Origin of the sequence: Pseudarthrobacter sp. BRE9, from assembly GCF_031844305.1 — a bacterium.
Classification (GTDB): domain Bacteria; phylum Actinomycetota; class Actinomycetes; order Actinomycetales; family Micrococcaceae; genus Arthrobacter.
Window position 1 is genome coordinate 66,343 of sequence record NZ_JAUZUY010000009.1, and the last position, 13,530, is coordinate 79,872.

At 64.2% G+C, this 13,530-nt stretch carries 13 protein-coding genes; 4 read left to right on the top strand and 9 right to left on the bottom strand.

Annotated elements, in window-relative coordinates; translation table 11 throughout:
* Positions 1-54: 54 nt before the first annotated feature.
* The 3 genes from Q9R31_RS15820 to Q9R31_RS15830 form a co-directional block, all read right to left on the bottom strand.
* Complete coding sequence (locus Q9R31_RS15820) at positions 55-981, bottom strand: hypothetical protein (RefSeq protein ID WP_311263664.1); 927 nt, start codon at positions 979-981, stop codon at positions 55-57.
* Complete coding sequence (locus Q9R31_RS15825) at positions 981-1,637, bottom strand: DUF6318 family protein (RefSeq protein ID WP_311263665.1); 657 nt, start codon at positions 1,635-1,637, stop codon at positions 981-983. The genes Q9R31_RS15820 and Q9R31_RS15825 overlap by 1 nt, the downstream gene beginning before the upstream one ends.
* A 212-nt stretch (positions 1,638-1,849) precedes the next feature.
* Complete coding sequence (locus Q9R31_RS15830; RefSeq protein ID WP_311263666.1) at positions 1,850-3,577, bottom strand: hypothetical protein; 1,728 nt, start codon at positions 3,575-3,577, stop codon at positions 1,850-1,852.
* A 185-nt stretch (positions 3,578-3,762) separates the two neighbouring features.
* Here Q9R31_RS15830 and Q9R31_RS15835 point away from each other — a divergent pair, with 185 nt between their 5' ends.
* Together Q9R31_RS15835 and Q9R31_RS15840 are read left to right on the top strand one after the other, a co-directional pair.
* Positions 3,763-4,197 (top strand): pyridoxamine 5'-phosphate oxidase family protein, encoded by a 435-nt coding sequence (locus Q9R31_RS15835; RefSeq protein WP_311263667.1) that lies wholly within the window; start codon positions 3,763-3,765, stop codon positions 4,195-4,197.
* Positions 4,198-4,216: 19 nt separating this feature from the next.
* Positions 4,217-4,660: a very short patch repair endonuclease gene (locus tag Q9R31_RS15840; protein ID WP_311263668.1), complete on the top strand. Its 444-nt coding sequence runs from the start codon at positions 4,217-4,219 to the stop codon at positions 4,658-4,660.
* A gap of 126 nt (positions 4,661-4,786) precedes the next feature.
* Here Q9R31_RS15840 and Q9R31_RS15845 read toward each other — a convergent pair whose 3' ends face one another.
* A complete protein-coding gene (locus Q9R31_RS15845; RefSeq protein ID WP_397428260.1) occupies positions 4,787-5,962 on the bottom strand; it encodes a glycosyl hydrolase in 1,176 nt (391 codons plus the stop codon).
* A gap of 280 nt (positions 5,963-6,242) precedes the next feature.
* Between Q9R31_RS15845 and Q9R31_RS15850 the strand changes: the two genes are divergently transcribed.
* Positions 6,243-6,653 (top strand): Hpt domain-containing protein, encoded by a 411-nt coding sequence (locus Q9R31_RS15850; RefSeq protein ID WP_311263670.1) that lies wholly within the window; start codon positions 6,243-6,245, stop codon positions 6,651-6,653.
* Here Q9R31_RS15850 and Q9R31_RS15855 read toward each other — a convergent pair.
* Positions 6,626-7,390 (bottom strand): response regulator transcription factor, encoded by a 765-nt coding sequence (locus Q9R31_RS15855; protein WP_311263671.1) that lies wholly within the window; start codon positions 7,388-7,390, stop codon positions 6,626-6,628. The genes Q9R31_RS15850 and Q9R31_RS15855 overlap by 28 nt on opposite strands.
* A 94-nt stretch (positions 7,391-7,484) precedes the next feature.
* On the opposite strand from Q9R31_RS15855, the gene Q9R31_RS15860 reads away from it, so the two are divergent.
* Positions 7,485-9,140, top strand: coding sequence for a HAMP domain-containing sensor histidine kinase (locus Q9R31_RS15860; protein WP_311263672.1), 1,656 nt, complete (start codon positions 7,485-7,487; stop codon positions 9,138-9,140).
* Here the strand turns inward: Q9R31_RS15860 and Q9R31_RS15865 are convergent.
* The 4 genes from Q9R31_RS15865 to Q9R31_RS15880 all read right to left on the bottom strand — a co-directional run bounded on the left by Q9R31_RS15865 (position 9,118) and on the right by Q9R31_RS15880 (position 13,449).
* Positions 9,118-10,422 carry a 5-methylcytosine restriction system specificity protein McrC gene (locus tag Q9R31_RS15865; RefSeq protein ID WP_311263673.1) on the bottom strand — a complete coding sequence of 435 codons (1,305 nt, stop codon included), beginning with the start codon at positions 10,420-10,422 and terminating at the stop codon, positions 9,118-9,120. The two genes, Q9R31_RS15860 and Q9R31_RS15865, sit on opposite strands and share 23 nt — an antisense overlap.
* Positions 10,409-12,640 carry an AAA family ATPase gene (locus Q9R31_RS15870; RefSeq protein ID WP_311263674.1) on the bottom strand — a complete coding sequence of 744 codons (2,232 nt, stop codon included), beginning with the start codon at positions 12,638-12,640 and terminating at the stop codon, positions 10,409-10,411. Before Q9R31_RS15870 ends, Q9R31_RS15865 begins: the two co-directional genes overlap by 14 nt.
* A 69-nt stretch (positions 12,641-12,709) precedes the next feature.
* Positions 12,710-12,967 carry a hypothetical protein gene (locus Q9R31_RS15875; RefSeq protein WP_311263675.1) on the bottom strand — a complete coding sequence of 86 codons (258 nt, stop codon included), beginning with the start codon at positions 12,965-12,967 and terminating at the stop codon, positions 12,710-12,712.
* A gap of 65 nt (positions 12,968-13,032) precedes the next feature.
* The gene (locus Q9R31_RS15880; RefSeq protein ID WP_311263784.1) at positions 13,033-13,449 is read right to left on the bottom strand and encodes a thioesterase family protein; all 417 of its coding nucleotides are present in this window, start codon (positions 13,447-13,449) and stop codon (positions 13,033-13,035) included.
* Positions 13,450-13,530: the final 81 nt, after the last annotated feature.

Here is a 13,530-nt window from a genome sequence, read left to right on the forward strand (position 1 = left end):
TCCGGACTTGTCGCTGGTGGGACGGGGATCACATTGCTCACCCATCCTTGGCGGCTAGCGTAGTGCGCTACCCGGACAGCCCTGTCCCTGGGGATTTGTGTTGCAGTCGTCTGCGTAGTTCCGGGTCAGCGAACGCCAGACGCTGATGCCCTGTGGCGGCGCACTGAATTGGCCTTGGCCGGGGATCGGAAGGGGTGGACCGGAGTTCACCGAATAGGTGCCTTGGAACGACGTTGTCAGCACCACTTGGAAATCTCCCGTGGATGCATATGCATGGCTGGTCCGGGTCTTCTCGCCCCAACGGTCCTGCGGCAATGCTCCACCCATGGACGGTTGGGGGCCGAAGACCGTGCCGTCCCCGTAGTTCCAGGTGTATTGGACCGGCGTTGCCACGACGTGAACCTGTTGACCGAACATCGTGATGTCGAACTGCTGTTCAACCGCTTCCGCATAGAAGTTCGTCTCGGCGCCTCTGAGCGTGTTTGGGCTGGGCTGCGCCACGACCTTCCCGGCACTGACCGGCAGGTTCTGGAACTGACGCTGGATATCGGCCGCGATCCGGGGCAGGAGGTCCTCGGGTTTCGGATCGTAAAGGCAGGTGGGTCCGGAGTGATGCGCCCAAACCGCGCCGGGTACGCCTCGCGGCCGCGACAGCCACATGACCGGTATTCCCTTGGCACCGTCCTCGCGGTCCTTGCAGTCCAGTTGGCGGGCAAGGCAAGGAGTATCGAAGTCCCCTCCGCCGAGGTGGCATTGTAGTTCGTACTTGTACTCGTTGGGGTCGTCAATCCCGCTGGTTGGTGATTCGAGTGATCCCTTGCCTGTGCCCGAGTCAACGACCCAAGTGTCAACTCCAACCCCGTTATCAACAAAGCCAGAGTCAGTACCGCTATCAGCGAACGCCGGTTCAAGCCCAAAGAATGCAAGAACCAGGATTAAGACCACCGAAGCAGAACCTCTGAGTAGACGTGGATTGCTCATCAGCGAAGTGGGTGAAGTCCGTTGACACGCCAACCGGAACTATCAAAGCCGACGAGCAAAACATTGCCAGTATTGGAGGGCTTAGTTGCTGCCCTGAATTCCGATCCCCCGCGCTCATAGTAGGTAATGGTGTCCTGGAGTACTTGAAGGATTACTTGATAGTTGCCATCTTCTGAACGTTGGAAGGAAGTGGTCGCTGCGGGAATGGTGATTTTCCCCCCAGCCAACCACCGGTCCCCTTGATAATTCGTCGTTAGCGAACTGGTGATGTTCGCGCAGAACTGGCAATTCGGTGAAGTCACAGCCTGAACAGAAGCAATGTCGCCAGTTTGGTAAGCGTAGTTAAGGAGCTCAAACCAATACTTCGTAAATGCCTCTGCGCCTTCCTTCGTCTCCGTCTTGGCTACCTCGGGCAGCACGGGAACAGGCACGTTTTGGGCGGGGCCGGACGCGTCGGCGGGCTTGTAGACAGCGCTGGGCGTGGGGGTAGGGGTGGAACTGGCTGTGGGCGTCTCGGCCGCCACGGGGGACGAAGTGCCGCCCGGCCCCGGAGAGTCCCCGGAATTGCAGCCGGACAAAGCCATCGCAAAACCAACAATCAGGGCTGCAGCCCCGCATCGAACGCCGTGGAACGTGAAGAGACTCTGTGATGTCATGGGCCGCTATTCCCCCAGTAGTTTTAGACGGCTTGCTCCGAACAGTGAGTTAAGGGTAGCCCACGTCACAATTTGCCGACGGAACTTATCCACAGGTGACGGGCGCCGTTCCGGTTTTACCATCGTGAAAGCAACAGAAGATGTCACAAAGGAAGCCGGCGCAACAATGTGCACCGGCTTCCTTCCTGGGACAACCCAGCCAGACTAAAGCCCTACTTCTGGGCCGGCAGCACCAGCTCCCCCGTCTTGTCCGTCGACAAGGCGAGCGAAGAAACGTACTGGATGCCGCCGTCGGGAGCGTCCTGTGCAGAACGCACCATGTCCGGCCGCTCGAATTCCAATCCCGTCACGTGGCACAGGAGCTTGGCGTTGCTCGGGTTCCCCTCGGCGTCGAACATGGGCAGATCGATGCCGTCATCAATGCGCCGCAGGTAGAACCGGCCGCGCGTGGCCAGCGCCAGGACCGGCGGCAACACCAGCGCCAGGCCCACTGCAAAAATCGGCGAGTACGGCTGGATGCCGGAACCAAAAGCGCCAAAGAACACGGCAATGGAGATTCCAGCGGACACCAGCATGGACACGAATCCCACCGGGTTCACGGCGTACAGCATCCCGCGGCGGAACTCCGGCACCTTCGGGGAGATCTTCAGGAGGTACTTGTTGATGACGATATCGGACGCCACCGTGACCACCCACGCCATCGCGCAGTTGGCGTAGAACCCGAGGATGGTGTTGAGGAAATCGAACATATTCGCTTCCATCAAAACCAGCGCGATCAGCAGGTTCACCACCACGAACACCATCCGGCCCGGATACGTCTTGGTGATGCGTGTGAACGAGTTGGTCCACGCCAGCGAACCCGAGTAGGCGTTGGTGACGTTGATCTTGATCTGCGAGATGACCACCAGCACCACGGCCAGCGTCATGGCCAGCCAGGCCGGCATCATCTCCTGATACACGCCCAGGAACTGGTGCACCGGCTCGTTGGCCGTCGCCGAGGCTGCCGGATCCAGCGTGGCGATCAGGTAGATGGCGATAAACAAGCCCACAATCTGCTTGATGGCCCCGAAAATCACCCAGCCCGGGCCGGCGAGGATCACTGCCCGCCACCAGGCACCCTTGTTGGCCTCTGTACGCGGCGGCATGAACCTGAGGTAGTCGATCTGCTCGGCGATCTGCGCCATGAGGGACAGGCACACTCCCGCTGCGAGCATCACGGACGCCAGGTTCGGTCCCCCATCACCGGACGCACCCGTGTACGCGAAGAAGCTGTCGATGCTCTCCGGGTGCGAGATCAGCAGGTACCCCACCGGAACCACCATCAGCAGCAGCCACAGCGGAGTGGTCCACACCTGCAGCTTGGCCAAGGTGTTCATCCCGTAAATCACCAGCGGAATGATGATGACGGTTGACGCCGCATACCCCAGCCACTGCGGGATGCCGAGCCCCAGTTCCAGCCCCTGCGCCATGATGGAGCCTTCCAGCGCGAAGAAGATGAACGTGAACGTCGCGAAAATAACGTTCGTAACCACAGACCCGTAGTAGCCGAAGCCGGAGCCGCGGGTAACCAGGTCCAGGTCGATGTTGTACCGGGCCGCGTAATAGGCCAAGGGAAATCCGGTGGCGAAGATGACGACGGCGGCCACCAGGATTCCGAGGATCGCGTTGACCGTGCCGTACGAGATGCCGATGTTTGCGCCGATCGAGAAGTCGGCCAGGTAGGCGATGCCGCCCAGCGCACTGGTGGCCACTACCCCGGCGCTCCATTTGCGGTAGGAGCGCGGCGCGAACCTCAGCGTGTAATCCTCCAGGCTCTCCTTGGTGGCGTTGAGGGCGGCGGTGTTGCGCGCCGTCGTGGTGGCCGGAGAGCGTCCGACGACGGCGGCATCAGCAGGTGCCGCCGGTTCCAGTAATTTCGTTGAATCCAAGTCGTTGCCCATTTGGTGCGTCGCTTTCGTTTGCGTGATGCCGTCACGGCCCTGAGTGCGACGCTACCGAGCAGGAAAGACATCCCGGTCACAAGCCTGTTTCAGAAGTGTTAAGCCTTGACTGAGCTGTCACAAACGAATGGAGGTGGGGTAGAAAGTCCCTGTCGCAATTCTACTTCGAGTAGAACAATGGCCGCATGATGTTTGAACACGCGGACGGCAATCCCGTCCTGGAACTCGATGATGAGCAATCGTGGCGGTTATTGGCGGCAACGCAGCATGGGCGGCTGGTGGTATCTGTTGCACGGGAACCTGATATTTTCCCGGTAAATTACGTGACCTCCAACCGGAAGGTCTACCTTCGGACGGCTCCGGGGAACAAACTCGCACAACTTACCATCAATGCGCAGGTGCTGTTCGAAGCGGATGGCATCCTGTCGCAGGAGGCCTGGTCCGTTGTCCTGAGGGGGACAGCGCGGGTCCTCAGCAATTCGGATGAGCTCGCAGCCATCGAAGAACTGGGCCTGAAGACGTGGATTCCTACCCTGAAGGACTTTTACGTGGAAATCCAACCGAACTCTGTCAGCGGGCGGCACTTCGTGTTCGGCGAACAACCGGAACGGGACGTCTAGGCGCTCCTAGACTGGAAGGATGGCGGACAAGCCCACTGCTGACAAGCTCACCCCTGAGCAGCGCAGCTGGAACATGTCCCGGATCCGCGGCAAGAACACCAAACCTGAGTTGCTGGTCCGCCGGCTCCTGCACGCCAGGGGCTACCGGTACCGCCTGCACGGCAGGTCCGGAGCCACCAAACTGCCAGGCAATCCGGATCTCGTCTTCGCAGCCCGGCACAAGGTGATTTTCGTAAACGGCTGCTTCTGGCATTTCCATGACTGCCGGGTGGGGCTGCACGCACCGAAGGCCAATGCCGACTTCTGGGCCGCGAAGCGTACCCGTACCCGGGAGCGGGACGCTGGCCAGCGCCGGCAGCTGGAAGACGCCGGCTGGGAAGTACTGACGGTCTGGGAATGCGAGCTGAAGGACCGCTCAGCCCTCGAAGACCAGCTGGTGAAGTTCCTCGAAGCCGGCGCCTGACAGAATTCTTGAGCGAATCTTTAGCTGCTGCCGGCACTGTCCTTGATCCGGGCAGGGCAGGATAAACGGGTTGCCACGGTCAGGCAGCCGGCCACATGGAGTTTCGGAGCAGCTATCCCCTATCCCCTAGCTTCTCCGCGCCAACAGGGCCGATCTGAAGGCCGATGCCGACGAATCACTGCTGTTGATGCGCCAGTCTGTTTCCTTCTGCAGGTGGAACCAGACGAAGCCCATCACATCCGGTTGCGCGGCCAGGAAGGACACAAGGTCTGTGTTCCAGGCGGCCTTGGAACCACCCGTCTCACTGGATGCCGTCTCCGCGATCAGGACGGGTTTTCCGGGTGCCAAGGCGCGGAGCTGGGAGATGCCAGGGCCAAGCAGATCCACCGGGGAAACCCAGCTGCTCCAGGTTTGAGAGGTGCCCCAGTTGTAGCCATCCAGGGCCACGATGTCCGCGTAGCCTGTGCCGGGGAACAAACCGGCCAGGTCGGTCGAGCCCACATAGGGTACGTTCGGCGACCAAACCCACTGGACATTGCCGGCACCCGCAGCGGCAACGACGTCGTGCACGTGCCGCCAGGCGGCGATGTAGTCTCCGGCCTGGTTGCCGTTGACGCCTTCGGCCCAGGGATACCAGTTGCCGTTCATCTCGTGCGCAAAGCGCAGCATGACCGGTTTGCCCCACGCGGCCATGGACTGCCCCCACTGGGTAATTGTCGCGTCGAAGTCGCCGGCCGCCACCCGGTCAAGCGAATACGCGGGCTGGTCGACACCGCCGCCCCAGGCCCACGGTTCCCAGGTGATCAAAGGCGTGGCACCACGTGAACGGACGGCGTCCATCTCGGTTATTGGCGGTGACTGGAGGAAGTCCTTGTAGATCATCACGATGGATGGGCTTTCCCCTGCCACGGTGGCCACCTCGTCAAGTTCCGCGCCGGCGAGGGCTCCCCCGGCGGTCGCCACCCCAAAGCGCAAGGCAGCTGCACTGACGGTGGGCGCAGGCACAGGGGCAGGCGTCACTTGAACCACGAAAGTCGCTGATGCCTTGATGGACGACGTCTTGGCGGTGATGGTGAGATTGCCGGTGGACGCGGCGGGAATGGTAATGCCCGCGCTGAAGGCACCCGTCGCTGTGGTCTGGAAGGCGAAAGTCGTAGAGCCTACAATCACCGTCCCGGTGGTGGAGGCCTTGAACCCTGTGCCGGCAACAGTCACGGCAGAACCGGCTGGACCGGAAGCCGGATTGAGCGTGATTTGCGGTGACGTGGCTGCGCTGGCCGGCTGGACCACGGACAAAACCAAGCCAGCGACGATTAAGAGCGCGACAAATAAGGACCTAAGTGTTCGGAACACGGCAATCTATCCCCAGATTGAAAAGGCGGCGTTCGGCCGCTGATGACGTCAATGCGAAAAGCACTGGGATCGATCCTATGGGCAAGAAACCACGCCCCCATCAAGAAAACCACAATTCTTGCCGAGTCTTCTGCAAGCTCAAGGGAACGGTCCTAACCTGAAAAAGACGAACCACCCCCGCATAACCGCCCTCGTTCCGGAGTCCGTAATCCCAGCAGAAAGGAGTGTCATGAGCACTTCAGATGATGCCCCCAAGCCGCTGGTTGACCAGTCCGTCCTGGACCGGTTGCGGGATGAACTCGAGGAGGAAGAAGGCTACAGCAGGGTCTTTGTGGGGAACTTCATCGAGTACCTGCCCCAACGGCTGGGCAAGTTGCGGCTGGCCCTGACCACCGGGGACCTCGACGGCTCCATGGATGCCGTCCTGAGCCTGAAGACGTCAAGCCAAATGGTGGGAGCCGAGCGGCTGGCCGGGCTCGCCCTGGAGTTGGAGAACGAGATCCGGGCCGAGGCACGTCACGCTGACATGGCGGTGGCGCTGCCCAGGCTGGCAGCCGCCTACCTGCGGCCCATCACCCAGTGCAGCAGGCAAACCACGCACCGGCTGCAGGCTCAGTGCTGCCCCGGCGCCAAGCGGTAACCCACCCCACGGACGGTTTGCAGCCACCGCGGCTGCTGTGGCGAGTCACCCAGCTTTTTGCGCAGGTTTCCCATGTGGACCTCGACGGAACGTTCGTCAGCCTCGCTGATGTAACTGCCGACGTCGTAATCCTCGTCGCGCAGCCGCCGCACCAGGTCGGACTTGGTCCGGACCGTCCGCCCGGCTTCCAGGAGCGCGTACAGGAGTTCGAACTCCGTGCGGGTCAGGTTCATCTCTTTGCCGTCGACGGCGACCGTGCGGGAGGCGTAGCTGAGCTCCAGCCCGTTGTGGCTGAAGTTGCCGCGCTCAGGGTGGGCAGCGCCGTCCGGGGAAGTTTCCACCGCAACCTCGGCGGGGTCGGGCACGGAGCGCGGCCGCCGCATCATGGCCGCGACGCGGGCCCGCAGCTCCCGCGGCCGGAACGGCTTGGTGAGGTAGTCATCCGCACCCGACTCAAGCCCGATCAGGGTGTCCAGTTCCTCGGTGCGCGCCGTGAGCATCACGATGTAGGCATCGGAAAACTCGCGGATCTGCCGCGAAACCTCGAACCCGTCGATATCCGGCAGCCCCAGGTCCAGGGTGATGACGTCAGGATTCAGGCTCTTGGCCAACAGGACGCCCTCTGCGCCGCCGCTGGCGACGGTCACGTCAAAGCCAGCCTGGGTCAGCACAGTGCGAACCAGTTCCCGAATGTCGTGGTCATCCTCGATGACCAGACCCACACGTGCCTCACTCATAGAGCCCCCTCAGTGCCAACGTCAGAAGTATAGCTGGCTGCCGATATCCTGCTGCTATGGCCTTGCACACCCCGACATCCGCGTCTTCCACGCCATGAGCAGCCCCACAGCCTGGTCCTCCGGACGGCTGCGGTTTTTCAAGCGACCCTTCCATGAGTACCGGCTGACGGACCGGGTGGCCCTGAGCCAAATGCCGTTGTTCGTGACCACCATCCTGACGGCCCTGCTGGTGTGGGGTTTCTTCCCGGGCACCCTGGACAACCCTCTGTTCGTCGCATTCCTCATCTCGCAGCTGGCCATCATGGCGCTTTGCTACCTCGTCCCGTGGGACCGGCTGCCCTACACCAGTTTCCTGGCCATCCCGCTGCTGGACTTCATCTCTATCGCGGCCGGCAGGGAAGGCGGCCAGGAAAGTCTCGCGGGCATCAGCCTGTTGGCCGTGTTCCCGGTGATCTGGCTCTGCGCGTCCGGGTACTACCCGCGGGCTGCCTTATGGCTCTCCTTCCTGGGCCCGCTGGCCATCATCTGGGTGCCGTTGCTCCTGAAGGGGAACTACACGCCGCAGGACTTCGCCCGGTCGCTCCTGCTGCCGGTCATGATGCTGGGCATCGGCGTCTCGGTGAGCGTCCTGACCCTGAGCATGATGCGCCAGCAGAGCCAACTGGAGGAAAAGGACGAGCAGCTGCGGGCCAACCTCCGCGTCAGTAAGCGCCAGGAGTCCCTGTTGAACACCGTGCTGGATACTGTGCACCTTGGCGTGCTGGCCGTGGACGCCGACGGCCATGACGTCCTGATGAACCGGAAGCAGCGAGCCAACCATGAACTGGCCCGGCCAAAGGCTGTTGCCGACCCCAACGAGTCACAGCTGCTGGTTTATGGCCCGGACCGGAAGACCCTGATTCCCGTGGAGGAGCGGCCGGTGCGCCGCGCCGTCCTGGGGGAAACCTTCACCGACTACCTCGTCTGGCTGGGTGAGGGGAAGGACCAGCGGGCCCTGGTGACCACGGCGCGCGCCATGAAGGACTCCGACGGCAACTTCGCGGGCTCCGTGATCGTCTTCAGCGACGTGACGGACCTGGTGAACGCGCTCACCGCCAAGGACGACTTCGTCTCCAGCGTCTCCCACGAATTCCGCACGCCGCTGACGTCCATCCTCGGGTACGTGGAGATCCTCCTCGCCGACGAGCCGGCCGGGCCGCAGCACGACATGCTGGAGATCATCCGCCGGAATTCCGAGCGGCTCCTAACCCTGGTGTCGGACCTGCTGTCGAGCCGGAACGGCCAGTTGATCGTCACGCCCCACACCGTGGATGTGGCCGACCTCGTGCGCAGCAGCGTGTCCTCGGCGATGCCACGGGCGGCCGCGGCCGGCGTTGAGCTGCGGGCCGAAACACCCGAGCGCCTGGAAGCCCACGTGGACAGCGCCCGGATCTCCCAGGTCCTGGACAACCTGGTGTCCAACGCCATCAAGTACTCCCCCGACGGCGGCGAGGTGGTGGTGTCGGTGGCACGGGAAGACGGACACGTGGCCTGCCGCGTCACCGACACCGGCATGGGCATGAGCCCGGAGGACGCGTCCGAGGTGTTCGCCAAATTCTTCCGCACCAGCAGCGTCCGCCGCACCGCTATCCCTGGCGTGGGACTGGGGCTGCCCATCAGCAAAGCCATCGTCGAGGCGCACGGCGGCACCATCGGCGTCGACAGCATGCTGGGCGAGGGGACGACGTTTACGTTCCGGGTGCCGGTGTAGTCCCCACCCGCACCCTAACCTCGCAAGCTCGGCCAGGGAACCCTGCGGGCGTGGGCCCATCCACCCGCACCACTTCGCCCCAGGACTGGTGGGCGAGCTCCCTGACGGTGGCCAGGATGGCCGACGGCGGCTGGCTGAGATCCAGCGGGAACTCCACGATGTCGATGTCGGTGTTCAGGATGCGGCGGAGTTTCACTTCGCCCTTGCCGGCGTAGACCAGCCAGGCGGTGGGTACGGCCAGCGCGGTGCAGTGGGCCAGCATCTGGTAGTGGTCGGCGGTGAGGGAAGCACCGGCATCCGAGGCCGCCCGGTACTTGGCGTTGTAGGCCACCACGGGCCGGCCACCGAGCATATGGACCGCGTCCGGGCGCACGGACAGGCGGTCCGAATCGCGCACGGCTTCGCTGAGGAGCGCGTTGTACCGGAGCCGCAGTTCTCCCGGATAGGCGCTCATCGCCGCGCGCAGGGCCGTGCCCACGAAGTCCTCGAACACCTGGGCCATGTCCACCACGAACGAGGCCGTCTGCTGCTTGCCCTCGCCGGCTTCGGCGGATGCGTTCCGCAGGATCAGCTCCGCCAGGCGCAGCACCCCGTGGTACCGCAGGTTCATCCTGGTGGGCTTCCACGGCGGCACCGGGGCGCCGGATGGAAGGCGGGTGACGGCGTCGAGCTTTCCCTTCAGCTGCCGCAGCCGGCCCAGCACCTGGGGCCTTACCCCCGGCACCTGCCCCATCCGCTCCAGCGCGGCGCGCAGGATCCGGTTTTCGGCGATGTCCTCGGTGAACTCATCGTAGGAAACCTCCAGGGGAACCAGCATGCCGGGGCGGCGGGAGATCTGGTCCGAAATCCGGATCCTGCCCTTGACCGTCCGCAGCGACTCGTCCACCGTGAGGTAGCCCTGCAGCACGCCGCGGCCCAGCGCGCGCTCGGCCAGCTGCGCCAGCGATTCGGCCAGGGCACTCCACAGGTCCCGGTCCTCGTCAGCGGCCACCAGGTCCGGCCGGAAGCCCTGCTCCCCCGCATAGCTGAGCAGGAACAGGAGCCGGCTGAGTCCCAGCCGGTCCTTGGGCCGGACGTCCAGCTGGATCGTGGGTGTCCGCACGGAGCCCACCTTGCCCACCGGTTCAATCCGGTACAGCCCCAGGCCCATGGGGGACGCTTTGGCCAGGCCGCTGGAGTTCAGGAAGGAAGCGCTGGGCGCGTCCAGCCGTTCCACGAGGCCGCCGGAAAGCTCGTCCAGGACCAGGTGCCGCACGGACGCCCGGGGATCAGCGCGCTGCAATGCGTCCCAGCAGCTGGTCCAGCCCGAAGCGCTCCTCCAGCTGTGCCCGCGTGAGCTGGCCGTGGTAGTGCTCCTCCAGCAGCGGCATCAGCTCGTACTTCCAGATCCGCCGCAGCCCGGCCGGGGTCTGGGCCGCAGGTTTCATAAAGTAGGACGGCCCGATCATCAGGTCGCGGTCCCACTCGTCAATCGCACCATTCAGCGCATCCAGCAGCAACGCGGGGGTGGTATCCAGCTGACGCGCCTCGAGGAACCGCAGCAGGGAGCCCTTGACGGGCTCGGTCTGCGGATGCAGCTCGATGAAGGAGAAACGGCGGCGGATGGCGGCGTCCATCATGGCGATGGACCGGTCCGCGGTGTTCATGGTGCCGATGATGTAGAGGTTGTCCGGCAGCGTGAACGGTTCGTTGGGGCTGTACTGCAGGTAGATCCGGTCGTCGCGGTATTCGAGCAGGAAGTACAGCTCGCCGAATACCTTGGCCAGGTTGGCGCGGTTCATCTCATCGATGATGAGGAAGTACGGCTTCTTTTCGTTCCCGGGCTTGGCGGCCTCCTCGGCGAGGCGGCGCAGCGGCCCGGCCACCAGCTTGAAGGACACCTGGCCCTCGTCCGTCTTGTCCGGCCGGTAGCCTTCGAAAAAGTCCTCGTAGGCGTAGGACGGATGGAACTGGACCAGCTTGACGCGCTCGTCGGTGGTGTCGTCGGCCAGCTCGGCGGCGAGGTGCTTGGCCAGGTAGGTCTTGCCCGTGCCCGGGGGGCCGTAGAGGACCAGTTGGCGGTTCTCCTCCAGCAGGTCGGCAATCTCCTGGAGCGGCTCCAGCTCCATGTGCAGCGACGCCGCAAATTCCTGCGTCAGCGGGCGGAAGCCCTCCTGGACAGGCGGGACGACGGCGGCACCGTCAGTGTCGGCGTCGGGTTCGGTTTCCGCCTCGGCAGGCAGCAGCGCCTGCAGCGCCTGGACCACCCGGGTCACGTCCACCACGATGCCGGGGGTGGCGAGCTGGCGCTGGACGTGTCGGGGAAGGCTGGTGGTGGTGTGCCCGTCGTCGAACCAGCGCACCTTGCGCCGCAGCCGGCGGTTGTCATCGTTGTACTCGGGCTCCCCCAGCACGCCGCCCAGCCGCACGCTCCCGGCGTGCTGGTAGAGCACCAGGTCACCGGGCTTCATGACGGTCAGGAAGGCAAACACCGCGGTCTTGGTGTCCTCGCGCTCCACGTAGCCAAGGTGCTTGTAGTCCTCGTCCACGGCGTGCTGGACCAGGCCGGCGGTGACGCCGGGGTCCAGGTGCCGGAGATGTTCGACGTCGAGGGTCACCTTTTCCTCCCCGTGCCAGGCGGTGAGGAGCTCGGCGTGGTCGCTGTGCGTCCGGAGCAGCCATGCCCGCCGGCCGGGGTCGCCCACTTTGCGCCACTGGCTGACCAGCTGCCGGGAGTACCAGTCGATGCGCTGGCCCGCCTGCTCGTCCAGGTGCAGCCGGATCCGGTGGATGTCCGCGGTGATGTCCTCTTCGCTGTCGCCCTTGGCCCCGCCCACCAGCGAGGCGAATGCGTCGCGGATTTCCTGCCGCTCCACGTCCGCCACTACCGGCTCGAAGTAGCTGGGCCAGGCGAGGAACTCGATGCTGCGGCGGATGGCGGGCTGATCGTCCGGCGTGGATGCGGCGAGCCGGTGGAATTGCAGGGGGTCCTTGATGGCTGCCTGCACTACGCTTGCCGGCCGCTGCGCCACGTTTTGCACAAAGCGGCACAGCCACTTGAGGTGGTCCCAGATGGTCCAGTTGAATTCGGCGGTCCGGTCGCGGATCACGCCGTGGTCCGTCATGCCCGCGTACAGCTCGTCCGGAAGTTCCAGCGGCGGCTCCAGCCAGCCCGCGGCCTCGGCCACGCGGGCGCGTTTGACCTTCAGGGACTTCACCTCGTGGGCCAGCGGAAGTGACTGCAGGAACAGCAGTTCCACGGCCAGCTGTTTAGCCCCGCGCGTTGCACCCTCCAGGTTTTCGCGGAGGTTGGTCATCATCGGGGCCTTGGAATCAGCGATGCCCCGGTCCAGGCGGTCAAGCAACTCCGCGGCGGCCGGAACGGACCACGTCCTGGTGCGGCCGTCCAAGGGAGAAGCCTTTCCCTGCAGGCCCGGCCCCAGCACGAACCACGCAGCATCCTCGATCTCCTTGGAGATGCCGAGGGCGCGGGTCATGGCAACAGTGGCAGTGGGGGTCATGCCCTCAAATTTACAGGGTGAAGCTGGGCGGCCGCTCCAGGCAGCCCGGCCGCCGTTCCGCCAACCGGGTTACATGCCTGTGCCGGACCGCTTCCTGCCAAAGACGAAGTACCCCATGGGGCCGATGAAATTGATGAAGGACGCTGCCCGCCACGCGGCCTTGGGCCCGTTGATCAGCTCAGCAGGCCTGCGTGAGATGTCCCGCTGGGCGGCAACCAGCAGGGACATCTGCATGATCGCGGTGAGGATGATTCCTGCTTTGCCGGACGGGGACATTTCCTTCCAGGTCTTCTTCTTCCGGCCGGCACGGGTCTTGTTCTTGGCCATCGGGGTTTCCTTTCGAGTGGGTGGTCGTTCCAGTCCAATGGGTCGGGTGCGGCCTGTCCAGAGGCTTACTGCCTGTAGGGGGCCATCCGGTCTTTTTGTTCCTGGGTGAGCCGTTGAACCCGGCCGGTGGCTTCGTCCACGAACGCCAGGTGGCTGCTGGCCTTCACGCAGTCCTCCCGCGTGACGGGGTCCTGGAGGAGGTAGTGGACGTCGAAGCTGGCTCCCTTGACGGCCCCAATCCAGACCTGTACCACCGCGGGAATGTTTCGGTACTCCAGCGTCCTGACATAGCGGATCCTGTGGTCCACAACCAGCGCCAGGGTTCCGTCCGGGACGTCGTTGAACAGCGAGACCGGGGGCTCAATTCCGGGGAGACCGGCGCCCCGGGGAGGCCCGAAGGCGGCGATCCGCGCCTCCTCCAGCATCCTCACGATCTGGACATTGTTGATATGGCCGTAGGCGTCCATGTCGCCCCAGCGCATCGGCACCAGGACTTCAATCCGGCCGCCGCCATGCTCCCCGGCTCCCTCCGCCGTCTCCGGTCCCGGTTCCTGCCGCTGCAG

Bases quoted from the DNA above. Each gene is read 5' to 3' on its own strand.
- Q9R31_RS15820 (WP_311263664.1), bottom strand. From the start codon at position 981: ATGAGCAATCCACGTCTACTCAGAGGTTCTGCTTCGGTGGTCTTAATC.
- Q9R31_RS15825 (WP_311263665.1), bottom strand. From the start codon at position 1,637: ATGACATCACAGAGTCTCTTCACGTTCCACGGCGTTCGATGCGGGGCT.
- Q9R31_RS15830 (WP_311263666.1), bottom strand. From the start codon at position 3,577: ATGGGCAACGACTTGGATTCAACGAAATTACTGGAACCGGCGGCACCT.
- Q9R31_RS15835 (WP_311263667.1), top strand. From the start codon at position 3,763: ATGATGTTTGAACACGCGGACGGCAATCCCGTCCTGGAACTCGATGAT.
- Q9R31_RS15840 (WP_311263668.1), top strand. From the start codon at position 4,217: ATGGCGGACAAGCCCACTGCTGACAAGCTCACCCCTGAGCAGCGCAGC.
- Q9R31_RS15850 (WP_311263670.1), top strand. From the start codon at position 6,243: ATGAGCACTTCAGATGATGCCCCCAAGCCGCTGGTTGACCAGTCCGTC.
- Q9R31_RS15855 (WP_311263671.1), bottom strand. From the start codon at position 7,390: ATGAGTGAGGCACGTGTGGGTCTGGTCATCGAGGATGACCACGACATT.
- Q9R31_RS15860 (WP_311263672.1), top strand. From the start codon at position 7,485: ATGAGCAGCCCCACAGCCTGGTCCTCCGGACGGCTGCGGTTTTTCAAG.
- Q9R31_RS15870 (WP_311263674.1), bottom strand. From the start codon at position 12,640: ATGACCCCCACTGCCACTGTTGCCATGACCCGCGCCCTCGGCATCTCC.
- Q9R31_RS15875 (WP_311263675.1), bottom strand. From the start codon at position 12,967: ATGGCCAAGAACAAGACCCGTGCCGGCCGGAAGAAGAAGACCTGGAAG.
- Q9R31_RS15880 (WP_311263784.1), bottom strand. From the start codon at position 13,449: ATGCGCTGGGGCGACATGGACGCCTACGGCCATATCAACAATGTCCAG.